This is a genomic window from Streptacidiphilus sp. EB129, assembly GCF_041262645.1.
Lineage (GTDB): Bacteria > Actinomycetota > Actinomycetes > Streptomycetales > Streptomycetaceae > Streptacidiphilus.
Window position 1 is genome coordinate 21,212 of sequence record NZ_JBGCCS010000038.1, and the last position, 16,473, is coordinate 37,684.

Genomic DNA, 16,473 nt, shown 5'->3' on the forward strand with positions numbered 1-16,473 from the left:
CTTCAGTGGGGTCGCGGCCGACGTGCGTGTGTCACCCGTTGACCGGCGTGGGCGGAGCCACTACCGTCAGCAAAGTAAGTTAGGTTTCCTAACTTGAATTGCTCCGGCCCGCCGGATGCTCGACTGCCACGCCCATCCGGCGAGTTCTCCCCGTTCTCGTCCAAGGAGCGTTGATGGCATTGCCAAGAAGGTCACGGTCAAGCAGAACACTGCGAAGAGGGACGGCATACGGGAGGGCGACGGCAACCGCGGCCGTCGCGCTGGCGGTTGTCGGCCTCACCCTCCAGAGCCCCGGTGTCACGCGGCCCGCGCAGGTCCGCACCGCCGCCCAGCTCCCGGCCTCGGCGGCCGCGTTCGCAGATCCGGCGACCGGGTCGAGTGCGGTGGCGGACCTCGGGGCCGGCACCGGCTGGAAGGTGCTGACCAGCGCGACGGCGACGCAGGGCGGTGCGCAGATCACCGCGCCCGGCTTCTCCACCTCGGGCTGGCTCAGCGTCGCCGATGACGGTGGTGGCGCGCCGGGGACCGAGATGAACGCGCTGCTGCAGAACGGCAGTTGCCCGAACGTGTTCGTCTCCACGACGATGAAGTCCTGCTTCGGGCAGATGACGAAGATCGGTGCGGACACCATCGCGCAGTTCTCGGTGCCCTGGTGGTACCGCACCGACTTCACCGCCCCGCCGGCCGGGCAGGACGCGAAACTCGTCCTGAACGGCGTCGTCGGCGCGGCGGACGTCTGGGTCGACGGCCACGAGGTGGCCACCTCCGCGGCGGTGACCGGTGACTACGCCAGGAACGTCTACGACGTCACCGGTCTGCTGACCCCGGGAACCAACTCGGTCGCGATCGAGATGCACCCCAACAACCCCACCACGATGCTCACCGTGGACAACGTCGACTGGTCCCAGATCCCGCCGGACAACAACACCGGCATCCAGTTCCCGGTCCAGCTGCAGACCGGTTCACCGCTGGTCGACGGCAACGCCCATGTGGTGCAGAACACCGCGGCCGACCTCGGCAGTTCGGCACTGACCGTCAAATCCGACGTCACCAACACCACGTCGGGCTCGCAGACCGGCACGGTCAGCGCCACGGTGACCCCGCCGAACGGCGGGGCCCCGGTCACCGTCAGCCAGTCGGTGACGGTCGCGGCGAACTCCACCCAGACGGTCACGTTCGCGCCGTCCGCCTATCCGGCGCTGACCCTCGCGAGCCCGCAGATCTGGTGGCCCTACCAGCTCGGTGCGCAGCCCCTCTACACCCTGGCCACCTCGGTCGCCCAGAGCGGCACGGTGCTCAACACCACCACCCAGACCTTCGGCATCCGCACCGTCACCTCGCGGCTGGTCGGCGCCTCGGCCATGGCGCCCAGCGGGGTACGGCAGTTCGCCATCAACAACGTGCCGCTGGTGGTACGCGGGGGCGGCTGGGATCCGGACCTGTTCCTGCGCTACGACCCTGCCGACACCGCCAAGCAGATCGGCCTGATGAAGGCCATGGGCGTCAACACCGTACGCCTGGAAGGGCACTTGATGCCCGCGGACTGGTTCCAGCAGATGGACGCCGCCGGGATCCTGGTCAACGCCGGCTACCAGTGCTGCGACTTCTGGGAGAACACCAGCTACACCGCCGCCCAGCAGGCGAACTACCAGCTCACCGCGGAGTCGGTCGGACAGATCCTGCGTGACCACCCCTCGGTCTTCAGCTTCCAGTGGAGCGACAACGCCCCCACCGCCACCCAGGAGACCCTCGCCCTCAACGGCTTCGCCGCGGCCGACTACTCCGGCCCGTTCATCTCCTCGGCCGAGTACAACTCCAGCCCGCAGCTCGGTGCCTCCGGCGAGAAGGAGGGCCCCTACGACTGGGTCCCGCCGAACTACTGGTACGACACCTCGCACTACGACAGCGGTGATTCCACGCTGACCAACGCGGGTGGCTCCTGGGGCTACGACAGCGAGCAGAGCTCGGGCAACACCGTCCCCACCCTGGACTCGATCAACCGCTTCCTGTCGAGCGCCGACCAGACCGCCCTGTGGAAGTCCCCCACCGCGAACCAGTACCACAACAACTACGAGGGGACGAGCCACACCGGCTACCACTTCGGCACGCTGGACAACCTCGACACCGCGATCACGGCCCGCTACGGCGCCTGGACCAGCCTGTCGCAGTACGTCGAGGAGGCGCAGGTCCAGAACTACGAGGACACCCGCGCCCAGTTCGAGGCGTTCATCGACCACTCGACCAACTCCTCCGCGCCGTCCACCGGCACGGTCTACTGGCAGATGAACAAGGGCTGGCCCACCCTGCTCTGGTCGCTCTACAACAACGACGGCGACCAGGCCGGCGCCTACTTCGGCGCGCAGAAGGCCAACCGCCCGCTGCACGCCCTGTACGCGCTGGACAACGGCACGGTGACGGTCGACAACCTCGGCGGCGCGAGCCAGTCCGGTGTGACCGCCGAGGCCAGGGTCTACAGCACCGCCGGCGCGGTCCTGGACGACCAGACCTCGGGAAGCCTCACCCTGGCCTCGCAGCAGGTGACCAACTCGGTCCTCAAGCCGAAGCCGCCGACGGCGGCGGGAACGGTCTACTTCGTCGAACTGCTGCTCCGTCAGAACGGCACCCTGGTGGACCGCAACACCTACTGGGAGTCGGCCACCGGGGACGTCCCCAACTGGACCAAGACCATCGGCCAGCCGCAGGCGACGATGACCCAGTACGCCAACCTCAAGGCGCTGCAGAGCCTGCCGCAGGCGACCGTCACCGCCACCGCGAACAGCACCGACCAGGCCGGCCCCAACGGTTCGGACCGGCTGGTCACCGTGAACGTCACCAACAACTCGTCAACTCCCGCCGTGGGCTTCTTCCTTCGCGCGGACATCCGCAGGGGGACCGCGACCGGGGGTGAGCTGCCGGGCGACAACGAGCTGCAGTCCTCGATCTGGAGCGACAACGACGTCACGCTGTGGCCCGGCGAGTCCGAGACGCTCAGCGCCAGCTACAACTCGGCCGACCTGAACGGCGCGACCCCCGTGGTCAGCGTCTCCGGCTGGAACGCCGCCAGGATCGACGTGGTGGCGGGGACCGGGACCGCGACCGACGACTTCTCGCTCTCGGCCGCCCCGGCATCGGGGTCGGTGACCGCGGGATCGTCCGCCACCGCGACCGTCGCCACCGCGGTGACCTCCGGGAACGCGGAGCCGGTCGCCCTGTCGGCCTCGGGCGCCCCGGCGGGCGCGACGGTGACCTTCACCCCGTCGTCGGTGAACTCCGGCGGCAGTAGCGCGGTCACGGTGGCGACCTCGTCCACCACCCCGGCCGGCAGCTATCCGATCACCATCACCGGTACGGCGGCCTCCGGCTCGCACAGCACCGGCTACACGCTGACGGTGTCCTCCGGGACGACCGGCTGCACCGCCGCACAACTGCTGGGCAACCCGGGCTTCGAGAACGGCACCAGCACGGCGCCGTGGGTCCAGACGTCCACGCTCGGCCAGTCGCCGATCAACAACGACACCGCTGACGAGCCCTCCCACTCCGGCAGCTGGACCGCCTGGCTGAACGGCGACGGCAAGGCCGACACCGACACCGTCGCCCAGACCGTCACCATCCCGGCCGGCTGCACCACCGCCGCGTTCTCCTACTGGCTGCACATCGACACCACCGAGAGCACCAGCACCGCCACCCCCGACACCCTCAAGGTCCAGGTCCTCAACACCAGCGGCACCGTCCTGACCACCCTCGCCAGCTACTCCAACCTCAACAAGAACACCGGCTACACCCAGCACACCTCCAGCCTCGCCCCCTACGCCGGCCAGACCGTCACCCTCAGGTTCACCGGCACCGAGACCGATGCCAACGGCGGCACCACGAACTTCGTCCTCGACGACACCGCCCTCAACATCTCCTGACCGACCGAGGGCACACACCGTGCGGGCACGCGCGTGAAGGGGCTGGGCGCAGTTCGCGCCCAGCCCCTTCACGGTGTCCCGCCCCGGTTACCCCTGTCCGGCGCCGGGGCGCCGCAGGTGTGGTCTCGGGTCTGGGATCAGTACCAGTTGTGCGCCTGCCAGAAGCTCCAGGCGGCGTTCGGGCTGCCGTAGGTCGTGTTCATGTAGTCCAGGGCCCAGCGGATCTGGGTCGCCGGGTTGGTCTGCCAGTCGGCACCGGCCGAGGCCATCTTGTCGCCGGGCAGGGCCTGGGCCAGGCCGTAGGCGCCGGAGGACGGGTTGGTGGCGCTGACGTCCCAGCCGCTCTCGTGGGAGATGATCTCGTCGAACGAGGCGAGCTGGTCGGCCGGGACGATCTGGGCCGCGATGGACTGCGGGTCACCGGAGACGACGGCGGCGGTGGAGGCCGTGGTGCTGCTCGGCGCGGGGGCGCTGGGGGCGCTGGAGCCGCCGGCCGAGTTGCCGGCGGGGGCCGGCGCGGCCTGGGTGTTCGCCTGGTTGTAGGCGTTCTGCGCGGCGGCGTCGGCAGCGCTGTTGTCGGCCGGCGCCGGGGCGGCGGCGGGCGCGGCGGTGTTGCCGTTGACGGCCGCGTAGTAGGCCTCGCGGGCGTCGGCGGCGGCAGCGGCGTTCAGCGCGGCCAGGTGGGCGGCGGCCGTCTGGCTCTGCGACGCGGCCTTGGCGAGGTGCACGGAGAGGGCGGTCGCGCCGTGGGCGGCCACCTTGGGGGCGGAGACAGCATGCGCGACGGTCGCCGTGTGGCTCGGGGCCACGGCGTGGGTGGCGGCGTTCGCCGGGGCGACCGCTCCGAGGGTGGCAAGACCCGCGGCGGCGGCGACGAGGACGGCGGAGGCACGCAGAGGTGCGGAGAACGTGGGCATGGGGGAAGTACGACCTCAATCGGTGGGTGGTGATCCCGCTGCGGGGAGTTCCGTCGGCCGGACAGGGGCCTGGACGGACAGCAGCGGAGCACCGGGCACCGGACGTGTGACAGCACGCCGGAGCCGGACGGATCCGCCTCGGTGGGAAGGCACCGAGGCGGGTTGCGACGGACCATGTCTAACCGTCGGTTCCCCGAGCTGCCAAGGGGCGCTGATACGAGGCGGGGTCGTAGTGGGCCCGTTTTGCACGGCGGCTGTAACGCCCGCGCCCCGGCCCGTGGCGGATCTTGGATCCGCCGTGCTCGCGCGGCCCCCGCAACGGTCCCCGGCCACGGCGGCGGAGTGCGATCCGGCCGGCCGGGCGGCTCGGACGATCAACTATCGACGGTCGTTGTCTCGGAAAGGCGTGTGGCGACCGTCACCTTTAGCTGGCGCATATGTCGGTTTTGCTCGCTTGGAGGCGGGTATGCAGGCCCGGTTGGAGGGCCATGCTGGGTGCAGCGCATCGCCCTGTGGAGGGCCGACGCCGGTACGAACCCGGGAGGTGCCCATGCACCGTCGCTCCCGAGACCCCCGCCCGCTGGAGGGCCGGGTCATCAGGCCGGGCCTTCCTGTGCTCCGTTCGATCCCGCTGCCGGTCACCCGTGGCGAGCGCCGCCGCTTCGCCCACACCGGGTCCGAACCGGTCACCGCCCGCAGCGACCTGCCGGCCCGCAGACTGCTCGCCCGGCTCTTCGGGGCGGCATTCCTGCTGGCCACGGCCGGGTTCTCGCTGCTGGCCGCGATGGCCGAACCGCACAGCTCCCCGGGCCGGACATTCTTCGTCGTCTACGCCGGGATCTGCGCGGGCTTCGTGCTGGTCGCGGCGGTCGACCTGGTCGTCATCCGCCGCCGCGAGCTGGAGCAGCGGCGCTGGGGCCGGATGTGACGTGCGTCGGCCCGGCGACGGGCCCGCCGTGGGGCGGGACCGTCGCCGGGCCGGAGGAGTGAGGCGGCCCGGTTACCTGCGGAAGCCGGGCAGGCGCACGGTCGGGGGACACGGGTCGGTACCGGCCGGGGCGGACGGGCTCGGACTCGTGGCGACCGGAGCAGCCGGCGCCGGGTTGGGGACGGTGGCGCCGGTCGTGGCCTGGACGCCGAAGGCGATCAGGTGGCCGTCCTTGGTGCCGACGTAGACGCGGCCGCTGTCGGTGGCCGGAACGGAGAACCTGGTCGCGGTGACGATCGGGAAGGAGCGCAGCAGCTGCATGCTGCCGTTGACCGGCACCGCGTTGTAGACCCGGAGCTCGGCGCCCTGGCCGTCGGCCCCGCTGCCGGACCAGATCGACCAGACCAGGGCCGATCCCGAGTTGTTGTTGGAGGTGACCACCGGTGAGCCGGAGCCGTAGCCGAAGCCCTCGGCACTGGTGGCCACGCTGGTCAGCGTCGGCACCCCGCTGCTGGTCACCGAGTACTTCAGGGCCCGCAGCTGGCCGTAGGTCTCGACCGTGTAGACGTAGCCGCCGTTACCGCCCCAGACCCCGGGGTGGCCCCAGACGCCCTTGAACGGCCCGGCCACGCTGAGCACGTTGTCGGTGCCGCCGGGGCCCTGCCCCTGGCCGCCGAGGTTGTCCCGGTTCAGCATGAGGATCCGGCCGTCCTTGCCCACCTCGACCATCAGGTGCGGGTGCGCCGGGGTGCCGAACAGGGAGGAGGGGAGTGACGCCGGGCCGCCGGAGCCGAGGTCGGTGTCGTTGACGTCCATCGTGGTGTTGTTGGTGGGGCTGAAGAAGTCCTTCGCCGAGAGGCTGCCGTCGGTGTTCACTCCCAGCCGCACCACCGACTCGCCCAGCCCGGCCGGCGGGCGCGAGCCGGGGCCCTTGACCGGGGAGGCGCCGGTGCCGGCGCCGTTGCCGGTGGCGACGAAGATCCGCCCGGCGCCGTCGGAGACCAGTCCGCCGCCGCTCATCCAGATCCCGGCCTCGCCGGTGCTGGACCCCGCCTCGGAGGACCACATGGTCAGCTTCCGGCTGGTGGTGTTCACCCCCATGACCGTGCCGACGTAGGGGCCGTTGTCGCAGAGCGAGGCGAAGCCGAAGTAGACCGAGCCGCCCATCAGCAGCAGGCCGGGCCGTTGCAGCGAGGTGAAGGCGTTGAAGGGGTGGCCGGGGCTGTTGGTCGGCGTCCCCTGCAGGGTGACCGGCCAGCCGGTGCGCTCGGCGCCGCTGCTCGCGTTCAGCGCGTGCAGGTAGTAGTGCGGGTGCTGGACGTCCGCCCCGTCGTTGACCTTGGAGGTGAGGTAGACGGTGCCGGTGGTGCTGTCGTAGACCGGGGTCGAGGTGGTGCCGATGTTCGGACCGGGGTTCGGGCAGTTGTCGGCGGACGAGGGCCAGGGGGTGCCCAGCGCCCGGGTCCAGATGATCGCGCCGGTGGCGGCGTTGATGCCGTAGACGTGGTTGGTCTCGGTCGCCACGACCACCGTCGGTCCGGCGACCAGCGGCTGCGCGAAGACCTGGCCGTTCACCGGGGTCGAGTAGAGCTGGCCGAAGGAGGACCCGGACACCGTGGCCGGGGCGAGGCCCGGCTCGTGCGAGTCCCAGCCGGTCCTGCCGATGGTCACCGAGACGGTGGAGACGTCGGCCCGCACCGGCGTCGCGGTGGCCAGCGAGGCCGCGGCGGCGACGGAGCCGAGCAGCACCAGTGCCGCCGCCATCGCCCGCCCGGGGCGGGGCCTGCGGATGCGTTCTGACGGCGTGATACCTCTGCCCATGGGCCACGTCCTTGCGTTCGGCGGTCGAAAGAGGGTGGGTGACCCGGGTAATTCTGAGCACCGCTCGCCGAAAGTGGCCGCCACCGGCACGGCATGGCGCCGAGGTTCACCCGCGAGGAGGCGGCCGACAGGCGAATGCCGTACCGGCCGCCTGGGCCACACACCCGCGTCGGTGCGGTGTCGGTGACGTGCCCGGTCAGCCGAGGCTGGTCGCCGAGGCTCACGCGTCGATGGGCCGGCCCGCGCGGGAACCGCTCCGGGACACGGTGAGGATCGGCGGCCGGATCGCGCTGCCCGGCGACGCCGTCAGTGCTGCTTGTGCTTGGGCAGCTTGGCGACCTTGGGACGGTGCTGCCGGTCCGCCGCCGCGGCCGTGGTGTCGGACGGGACCGCGTTGGGGTCGGTGGGGGTCGCGTTCGGGTCGGACGGGGTCGCGTTGGGGTCGGCCGTGGGGCTCGCGTTGGGGTCCGCGTTCGGATCGGTCGCGGCGGGATCGGGCAGCTTGACCGAGGGCAGTCCGATGTTCGGCTGTCCGGCCAGCGCTCCGGTCATCGCGTCCTTCCAGATCGGTCCCGCCAGCGTGCCACCGAAGGCGTTGCCGACGAAGACGCCGCCGTAGGAGCGGTCGTTCAGGCTCTGCAGCGGCGCCCTGGTGTCGCTGACCACGGCCGCGCCGGCCAGCTGGGCGGTGAAGCCGCTGAACCAGACCTGCCAGTGCTTGTCGGTGGTGCCGGTCTTGCCGGCGTCGTCGCGGTTGTCCAGGCCGGCCGGGGCGCCGGTGCCGTCGGCGACCACGCCGTGCAGCATCGTGGTGACCGCGTCCGAGGTCGACGGCTGCATCACCTGGCTGCAGCCGCCTGCGGGGACCGGCAGGTTCTGCTGGTCCGCGGTGGTGACCGAGACGATCGCGACCGGGACGCAGTACTGGCCCCGGGCCGCGAAGGTGGCGTAGACGTTCGCCATCTGCAGCGGCGTGAAGTTGTTGGTGCCCAGGGTGAGCGACTGCACCTGGTCGATCGGCTTGAGGTGGCCGGGGTTGTCGGTCAGCGCCTGCGAGCCCAGCCCGAGCTTCTGCGCCATCTGCACCACCGGGCACAGCCCGGCCTTCGCCTCCAGCGGGACGAAGTAGGTGTTCACCGACTGGGCCATGGCGGTGGGCATGGTGAACGGGCCGACCAGGGTGGGCGAGTCGTTCTGGTCGCCCGGGGTCTGCGGCAGCACCTGCCCGTCGCAGCGGGTCATCGCGGGGTAGTCGTCCTTGTAGGGGGCCGGGAAGACGGTGTCCATCCCGATCTTCCGCTCCAGCGCCGCCGCGGCGGTGATCGGCTTGAAGGTCGACCCGGTCTGGAAGCCGTTGCCGCCGCCCATCAGCCGGTCCACGTTGTAGTTCAGCTCGGTCTGGTTGTCGCCCGGACCGTACGGGCGGCTCTGCGCCATCGCCATGATCCTGCCGGTGCCCGGCTGGACCAGGGTGATCGCCCCGGCGGCCTGGTCGGTGGCGTAGACCCGCCGGGTCACCGCGTTCTGGGCGGCGGCCTGCGCGGCCGGGTCCAGGGTGGTGTGGATCTGCAGGCCGCCGCGGTCCCACAGGTCCTGCCGGTCCTGCCGGGTGGCCCCGAAGGCGGGGCTGGCCAGGAACACGTGCTCGACGTAGTCGCAGAAGAAGGCCGCGCCGGTGCCGGCGGTGATGCAGCCCTGCTGGGGACGGCTCACCCGCAGGCCGAGCGGCGCGGCCTTGGCGGCCGCCGCCTGCGCGACGGTGATCGAGCCGTAGCGGGCCATCGCGTCCAGCACCTCGTCGCGGCGGTCCTTGGCGTTGCCCGGGTAGGCGATCGGGTCGTACTGGGAGGGTGACTGGACCAGGCCGGCCAGCACCGCCGCCTGCGCCAGCGTCAGCTCGGAGGCGTGCACGCCGAAGTACCGCTGGGCCGCCGCCTCGACCCCGTAGGCCTGCTCGCCGAAGAAGGTGATGTTGAGGTAGTCCGCCAGGATCTGGTCCTTGGACAGCGTCTCCTCCAGCTTGATCGCGTACTTCATCTCCTGGATCTTGCGGCCGACGGTCTGCCGCTGCGCCTGCAGCACCTTGGTCTGGTCGTCCCCGGCCTCCTCGACGAACACGTTCTTGACGTACTGCTGGGTCAGCGTGGAGCCGCCCTGGGAGACCGCACCGGAGCCGGCGTTCTTGGTCAGCGCCCGCAACGCGCCCTTCAGGTCGATGGCGCCGTGCTGGTAGAAGCGGTTGTCCTCGATGTCGATCAGGGCGCTGCGCATCGCCGGGGCGATCTGCGCCAGCGGCACCACCGTGCGGTCACGGGTGTAGACCCGGGCGAGCACGCCGCCGGCGGAGTCGTAGACGGTCGAGGACTGGGCCAGGACCGGGGTGGTGAAGTCGTCGGGGATGCTGTTGTAGCTGCCCACGGCGCTCTTCGCGCCCAGCCCCAGCACGCTCACGGCGGGCAGCGCCAGCGCCGCCGCCAGGACGCCGCCCAGCACGCTGGCGCCCAGCAGCCGCACCCCGAGGACGGCCTTCCGGCGAAGCCGGCGGCCCGGCCGCGTCGGTGCCGTGCCGGGCCGTGCCGATGTCGTGCGCGGCCGTTTCAAGACTGCGCCCGGCCGTTTCAAGGACATAGGGGGACCATATCCACGGACGTTCCGTCAGGCCCGCCGGGCGTTCCTCAGATACGGCCAAGCGTGCTAACCGGCCCCGGGACCAGCAGCAGCTCGTCGATCAGGGCGTCCAGGCCGCCGTCGGCGAAGGCCCGGCGCTGCCGGGTCGCGCCGGTGCCGTCGCGCAGCAGCCGGTGCACACCCGCCGCCACCTCCTGGTAGTCGCCGGACTGCTCCAGGCTCGGTCCGAGCTCGTCCAGCAGCGCGCCGACCACCTCCGCGGCCGGGCGGTGCCGGTTGGGCCGGCCCGGCGGGCTCCCCGGGTCGGCGAGATCGGCGTCGAGGCCGTGCCGGGCCGCCTTCCAGTTGGCGGCGGCGATCAGCTCCGGATGGCCGTCGGCGGCCGGCGCGCCGGACCGCTCCAGCTCCAGTGCGCGCACCACCAGGGCCCGGATCAGGCCGGTGAAGAGCACCGCGTCCTCCACCCGCAGCTGTACGTCCAGCGCGCGGACCTCGACGGTGGGGAACCGCTCGGACAGCCGGGCCTGCCAGTGCACCTGGCCCCGGTCCCGGATGGCGTCGGTGTCCAGCAGCGCCTGGGTGCGCCGGCCGTAGTCGGCCGCGTCGGCGAAGGCCGGGGGTGCGCCGCTGACCGGCCAGCGGCCGAAGACCACCGTCCGCCAGCTGGCGAAGCCGGTGTCATGGCCGTCCCACAGCGGTGAGTTGGCGCCCATCGCCACCAGCACCGGTAACCAGGGCCGGATCCGGTTCAGCACCGCCACCCCGCTGTCCCGGTCGGGCACCGCGACGTGCACGTGCATGCCGTTGATCAGCTGTTCGTCGACCAGCCTGGGGGCGTCGGCGAAGATCGCCAGATACCGCGCCTGCGCGGTGACCGGTATCGGCACCTGGCCCCGCACCGGTGCCGCCCCGCTCGCGGCGACTCCGCAACCGACCTGCGCGGCAGCGGTGCTGACGGCCGATCTGAGCCCTGCCAGGCTGCTGCGGACCTGGTCCAGGCTCTCGCAGACCGGGGTCGACACCTCCACCTGTGCCTGCAGCAGCTCCGGGTGCACCTGCTCCTCGGCCACCGCGGACCGTAGGCGCAGGATGTCGAGCAGCTGCTCACTGCGTGCTACCGGGAGTCCGCTGCCCAAGTCCAGCAGCAGGTACTCCTCCTCGACGCCGATGGTGAACATGGCGTGCCCGTACCCGGTAGTCCCGGTGGCGAAGCGGAACCCGGCAACTATGGCCGGTGTGCACCGCCTTGTTGGCATGCGCAGCTCTTGACGCCCGGTATTGGTCTGGACCACTGTGGGGGAGCCGCGGCCGACACCCCCACATCCTCCAGCAGCGCGCGCTCCGTGCTGCCCCCACGTCATGGAGGACCCGCCCATGAGGCGCGTCATCTCGCACGTCACCGCTGCCGCGGCGCTGGTCGCGGCACCCCTGCTGGGCACGGTCGCCAGTGCCCACGCGGCCGGTGGACTCACCGGCCTGATCGCCGACTTCGCGGTCACCCAGAGTTGGTCCAGCGGCTTCGAGGGCGACTACACGATCACCAACGACACCAACGCCACCGTCAACTCCTGGTCGCTGAGCTTCGACCTGCCGGCCGGCGAGGCGGTCACCAGCTCCTGGAACACCGTGCTCACGCACAGCGGCACGCACTACACGCTGACCCAGCCCAGCTGGGCCGGACCGCTGGCGCCGGGGGCGAGCGCCGACGTGGTCGGGATGGACATCTCCACCGGCGCCACCCGGACCCAGCCCGCGAACTGCCTGATCAACGGCCAGTCCTGCCTGGGTGTTCCGCCCGACACCACCCCGCCGACCACGCCGACCGGCCTGGCCGTCAGCGGTACCGGGCCCGGCAGCATCGTGCTGAGCTGGACCGCGTCCACCGACAACGTCGCGGTGGCCGGCTACCACGTGCACGAGGGCTCGGCGGTGGTGGCGACGGTCACCGGGACCACGGCGACCCTCACCGGGCTGCTGGCCGGAAGCAGTCACACCTTCGGCGTCAGCGCCTTCGACGCGGCCGGAAACGAGTCCCCCGTCTCCGGTACGGTGACGGCCACCGCGGGCAGCGGCACGACGGCCGGAACCGCCGCCCCGTACGTCGATCTCGGGGCCTGGCCCACCCCCAGCCTGCCGCAGATCGCGGCCGCGACCGGGCTCAAGCAGTTCTCGCCGGCCTTCATCATCAACGGCGCCAGCCCCTGCACCGCGAGCTGGTTCGGCGCCTACGACCCGGCCACCGGCTGGGACAAGGCGGACTTCGACGCGATCCGGGCCGCCGGCGGCGACATCCGGCCCTCCTTCGGCGGGGCCAACGGCACCGAGCTGGCGCAGTCCTGCACCTCCGTGTCCGCGCTCGCGGCGCAGTACCAGAAGGTCGTCGACACCTACGGTCTGGACCGGATCGACTTCGACATCGAGGGCGCGGCGGTCGCCGACCACGCCTCGGTCGACCGCCGTTCGGCGGCCATCGCCCAGGTGGAGGCCACCCAACGGGCCAAGGGCCGGGCGCTGTCGGTGTCGCTGACCCTGCCGGTGCTGCCCAGCGGGCTGACCGCGGACGGCGTCCACGTGCTGCAGTCGGCGAAGAACGCGGGCGCGGCGATCTCCGGGGTCAATGTGATGACCATGGACTTCGGCGACTCCGAGGCCCCCAGTCCGGCCGGGAAGATGGGCACCTACGCGATCCAGTCGGCGACCTCGACCGAGGCGCAGATCAGTCAGGTGTGGACCGGGCTGAGCGCCGCCCAGGCCTGGGCCATGGTCGGGGTCACCCCGATGCTGGGCCAGAACGACCAGTCGGACGAGGTGTTCGGCCTGGCCGACGCCCAGCAGCTGATCACCTTCGCCGGCCGGAACCACCTCGGTGAGCTGGCCTTCTGGGAGGTCACCCGGGACGGCAACGCCTGCCAGGGCGGGCTCTCGCAGTGCACCAACATCCCGCAGACCCCGTACGAGTTCTCCAAGATGTTCGCCGCCTACGCGGGCTGACGGCACATCAGGAGACTCATGGGAACCGCCCGTCCCCGGTGAAGCAGGCGGGCGGTTCCTGTGAGAATTCTGTACGTACTCCTTGTTGCCACCCTCGATCGTGGTGTTTGATGGCGCACTGTCAAGCAGTGACTGACCCCCTCGGCGCCGCATACCCCTGATGCCGCGTGCCGCCGGTCGCTGCCCCGTTCGGATGCTATGGCGCGACCGCAGTTCCGCAGTTCCCTTGTCCCCCACGGCAGAAGGAGCCCGGGAATGTTCACCCGAACCCCGCGCGGTACCTCGTCCTCCGGTCACCACTGGCGGCGCCTTCGTTCCACCGTCGCCGTCTGCGGCGTCGCCCTCACCGCCGTCCTGGGCGCCACCGCGTCCGGCACGGCCTCGGCGGCGCAGTCCGACGGAGTCCACTACGTCCGCTCGCACGGCAAGGTCGTGCGGGTGGAGACCCACGGCCGTCACGGCGTGATACCCATGCGCGGCAAGGCCGGCGCCTTCACCACCCAGGCCGGCCACGTCCGCCCGGCCGCCGCGAGCGGCACGCTGCAGTACAACGGCGGCCCGGTGCAGCACAACGTCCAGGTCTACCTGGTCTTCTGGGGCAACCAGTGGGACAGCGACAGCAACGGCGTCGAGCAGTACCAGCAGAACCTCTTCAGCGGCCTGGGCACCTCGCAGGACAGCTGGTCCACCGTCACTTCCCAGTACACCGACAGCAGCGGCCAGGGACCGACCTTCAACGGCTCGGTGCTCGGCGGCAGTTGGGTGGACGACAGCTCGCCCGCCCCGGCCGCCGCGGCCCAGGCCGACATCGCCGCCGAGGCCGACGCGGCCGCCGCGCACTTCGGCGTCTCCGGGCCGGACGTCCAGATCGTGGTCATGAGCCCCAGCGGCACCCAGCCCGACGGCTTCCCCAACTCGGGCTTCTGCGCCTGGCACGACTACGACGGCAATGTCTCCTACACCAACATGCCCTACGTCCTCGACGCCGGCTCCGGCTGCGGCGCGGGCTCGGTGCAGAACCAGCTCGACGGGTTCAGCATCGTGGGTGGCCACGAGTACGCCGAGTCGGCGACCGACCCGCAGCCGTCCAGCGGCTGGGTGGCCTCGGACGGCTCGGAGAACGGCGACCTGTGCGCCTGGCAGAACCTGGGCACCATCAACCTGCCGACCGGCTCCTTCGCCATGCAGCCCACCTGGAGCAACAACGCGGGCGGCTGCGCGATGTCCGGCTGACCACAGCTGAACTGACCGACGCCGTGTGACAGTACGCCGTGGGCGGGCCCCTCCTGGGGCCCGCCCACGGTCGTGCCAGGGGTCACCGCTCCTGCGGGCTACTGCCAGACGTCGTTGACCGTGGCCGCGTAGCGGTCGTTGTTGGTCAGCGGCTGCAGGCCCAGGGCCTGGTCGACGGTGCGCAGCAGGCCGTACTGGTCGGTGCGCTGGCTGCTGGTGTAGCCGGTCTTCACCGAGTTCTGCGAGCCGATCAGGATGGTCGGCACGCGGTTGGGGTAGCCGGGGCCGAAGGCCTTCACCGCGCCCTCGTCCCAGGTCAGGATCAGCAGCGAGCGCTGCTGGGTCCAGGCCGGGGAGTTGAAGAGGGTGGGCAGGGTCTGGCTCAGCCAGGTGTCACCGGAGGCGACGCCGCAGCCCTCCATGTCGTAGCAGTCGTCCGCGGCGAACCAGACGAAGTTCGGCGTGGTGGCGGTGGACTGCAGGTCGGTGGTCATCTGGGTGAGCGGCTGCCAGTGGGCCTGGCAGTAGGCCGCGTCCGTCTTCATGTCCTTGAAGTAGTAGAAGGGCACGTCGTCGGGGTAGTAGTTGCCGTGCGTGGTGGTGTCGCAGTTGCCGTTGGCGTTCTGGGCGTAGGACTTCCAGGTCTTGCCGGCGTCCTCGACCCGGTTGCCGATGTGCGGGGCGTCGATGGTGGTGGTGCTGACGCTGTTGCCGGTCAGGCCGTAGAGGCCGCCGGCCGCCAGGGCGACGTAGTTGGGGTCGCTCGGGTGGGTGGTGGCGTAGGACTGCGACAGCACCGTGTTGGCCTTCGCCAGGCTGTTGATGTACGGGGCCTGCGAGGTGTTGCCGATGATGCCGGAGTAGTCCTGGTTCTCCATGTAGACCACGAACACGTGGTCGTAGCCGGGCACCGAGGAGGCCGGGGCGGTGAGCACCGGCGTCGGCAGCGGCGTGGTCAGGGTCAGCGACAGGTTGTCGGCGTAGCCGTCGGTGGTGTTGCCCGCGGTCCAGGTGAAGGCCAGGTCGACCTTGATCGTGCGGGTGCCGGCCGGCAGCTTGCCGGTGCTGGTGCGCTGCAGCAGCTCGGTGGTGAGCCCGCGGTCGGTGCTGGTGACCGGGCCGATCGTGGTGCTGCCCAGCGAGGCGCCCGAGGCGTTCTGGAAGGTCGCGGTCATGCTGACCCGGTCGTCCTGTGCGGCGTAGCCGCCGAGCCAGCCGGACAGGTCGTAGCCGACGCCGCCGCCGTCGATCGCGGTGGCCGCCGCCGAGACGTCGACGTTCTGGCTCAGGCCGGAGTTGCCGGTGGCGCCGCCGGTGAAGAAGCCGGTGCCGCGGTTGGCCGGGCCGGGGGTGCTGTCGGTCGGGAAGCCGCCGGCCGCGCCGTAGCAGACCACGTTCGGCTCACCGCTGGTGATGGTCCAGCCGGGGACGGTCATGCCGTCCTCGCCGGTGGGCGAGCAGATCGCCGCGGACTCCGCGTCCGGGTCGACCAGCAGGTTGCCGCTGCTGCCGGCCGGCGTGCCGGGCACCGTCCACAGCTGGTTGGCCTGCTGGTTGCCGCAGGTCCAGCCGTCGGTCCTGGTGCCGTCGGCGGAGTTGCCGCCCCAGACGTCCAGGCACAGGCCGGAGCCGGGGTTGACCAGGGTGCCGTTGGCGTCGGCCGTCCACTGCTGCCGGGCCAGGCCGTCGCAGGTGTCCAGGTCGGCGTAGGTGCCCGCGGTGGTCCCGCCGTTGCTCAGGTCCAGGCACTTGCCCAGGGTGCGCACGGTGCCGTCACCCGGAAGGGTCCAGGTCTGGTTGCCGCTGCCGGTGCAGTGCCACAGGATGACGGGGTTGCCGTCGGCGGTTCCGGCGCCCGAGTCGTCCAGGCACTTGCCGGCCAGGCCGGTGATCTCACCGGTGGCAGTGGTGGCGGCGGTGGCTGCTGCGTACGACGGGGCCGTCGAGAACGCGTACAGCAGGCTGATCAGACAGATCAGCGACACTGCCGCCGCGTAGGACCGTTTGCGCAGGTGCAACCGGAGTTGGGGATGTGGGTGCATGG

The 16,473-nt window shown here is 71.3% G+C and carries 9 protein-coding genes; 4 read left to right on the forward strand and 5 right to left on the reverse strand.

Annotated features, from left to right (window positions below):
• Positions 1-383: 383 nt before the first annotated feature.
• Complete coding sequence (locus tag ABH925_RS31655) at positions 384-3,911, forward strand: beta-mannosidase (RefSeq protein WP_370153579.1); 3,528 nt, start codon at positions 384-386, stop codon at positions 3,909-3,911.
• Between the two features lie 137 nt (positions 3,912-4,048).
• Here the strand turns inward: ABH925_RS31655 and ABH925_RS31660 are convergent, their stop codons facing one another.
• Positions 4,049-4,828, reverse strand: coding sequence for a lytic transglycosylase domain-containing protein (locus ABH925_RS31660; protein WP_370153580.1), 780 nt, complete (start codon positions 4,826-4,828; stop codon positions 4,049-4,051).
• 550 nt (positions 4,829-5,378) lie between these two features.
• Between ABH925_RS31660 and ABH925_RS31665 the strand changes: the two genes are divergently transcribed.
• Positions 5,379-5,756 carry a hypothetical protein gene (locus ABH925_RS31665; protein WP_370153582.1) on the forward strand — a complete coding sequence of 126 codons (378 nt, stop codon included), beginning with the start codon at positions 5,379-5,381 and terminating at the stop codon, positions 5,754-5,756.
• A gap of 72 nt (positions 5,757-5,828) precedes the next feature.
• On the opposite strand, the gene ABH925_RS31670 is transcribed toward ABH925_RS31665, so the two are convergent.
• The 3 genes from ABH925_RS31670 to ABH925_RS31680 form a co-directional block, all read right to left on the reverse strand.
• Entirely contained in the window at positions 5,829-7,577 is a 1,749-nt protein-coding gene (locus ABH925_RS31670) for a PQQ-binding-like beta-propeller repeat protein (RefSeq protein ID WP_370153584.1), read from the reverse strand.
• A gap of 306 nt (positions 7,578-7,883) precedes the next feature.
• Positions 7,884-10,091, reverse strand: coding sequence for a transglycosylase domain-containing protein (locus ABH925_RS31675; RefSeq protein ID WP_370153586.1), 2,208 nt, complete (start codon positions 10,089-10,091; stop codon positions 7,884-7,886).
• Between the two features lie 161 nt (positions 10,092-10,252).
• A complete protein-coding gene (locus ABH925_RS31680) occupies positions 10,253-11,383 on the reverse strand; it encodes a glutamate--cysteine ligase (protein WP_370153588.1) in 1,131 nt (376 codons plus the stop codon).
• A 196-nt stretch (positions 11,384-11,579) separates the two neighbouring features.
• On the opposite strand from ABH925_RS31680, the gene ABH925_RS31685 reads away from it, so the two are divergent.
• Positions 11,580-13,196, forward strand: a complete 1,617-nt coding sequence (locus tag ABH925_RS31685; protein WP_370153590.1) for a cellulose binding domain-containing protein — start codon at positions 11,580-11,582, stop codon at positions 13,194-13,196.
• Between the two features lie 255 nt (positions 13,197-13,451).
• On the forward strand, positions 13,452-14,429 hold the full coding sequence (locus tag ABH925_RS31690; RefSeq protein WP_370153592.1) for a hypothetical protein: 978 nt from the start codon (positions 13,452-13,454) through the stop codon (positions 14,427-14,429).
• 98 nt (positions 14,430-14,527) lie between these two features.
• On the opposite strand, the gene ABH925_RS31695 is transcribed toward ABH925_RS31690, so the two are convergent.
• Positions 14,528-16,471, reverse strand: coding sequence for a ricin-type beta-trefoil lectin domain protein (locus ABH925_RS31695; RefSeq protein ID WP_370153594.1), 1,944 nt, complete (start codon positions 16,469-16,471; stop codon positions 14,528-14,530).
• Positions 16,472-16,473: the final 2 nt, after the last annotated feature.

What these genes read in the sequence shown, in the direction of transcription:
- ABH925_RS31695 (WP_370153594.1), bottom strand. Translation starts at nt 16,471, where the DNA reads ATGCACCCACATCCCCAACTCCGGTTGCACCTGCGCAAACGGTCCTAC.
- ABH925_RS31690 (WP_370153592.1), top strand. Translation starts at nt 13,452, where the DNA reads ATGTTCACCCGAACCCCGCGCGGTACCTCGTCCTCCGGTCACCACTGG.
- ABH925_RS31660 (WP_370153580.1), bottom strand. Translation starts at nt 4,828, where the DNA reads ATGCCCACGTTCTCCGCACCTCTGCGTGCCTCCGCCGTCCTCGTCGCC.
- ABH925_RS31685 (WP_370153590.1), top strand. Translation starts at nt 11,580, where the DNA reads ATGAGGCGCGTCATCTCGCACGTCACCGCTGCCGCGGCGCTGGTCGCG.
- ABH925_RS31665 (WP_370153582.1), top strand. Translation starts at nt 5,379, where the DNA reads ATGCACCGTCGCTCCCGAGACCCCCGCCCGCTGGAGGGCCGGGTCATC.
- ABH925_RS31670 (WP_370153584.1), bottom strand. Translation starts at nt 7,577, where the DNA reads ATGGGCAGAGGTATCACGCCGTCAGAACGCATCCGCAGGCCCCGCCCC.
- ABH925_RS31680 (WP_370153588.1), bottom strand. Translation starts at nt 11,383, where the DNA reads ATGTTCACCATCGGCGTCGAGGAGGAGTACCTGCTGCTGGACTTGGGC.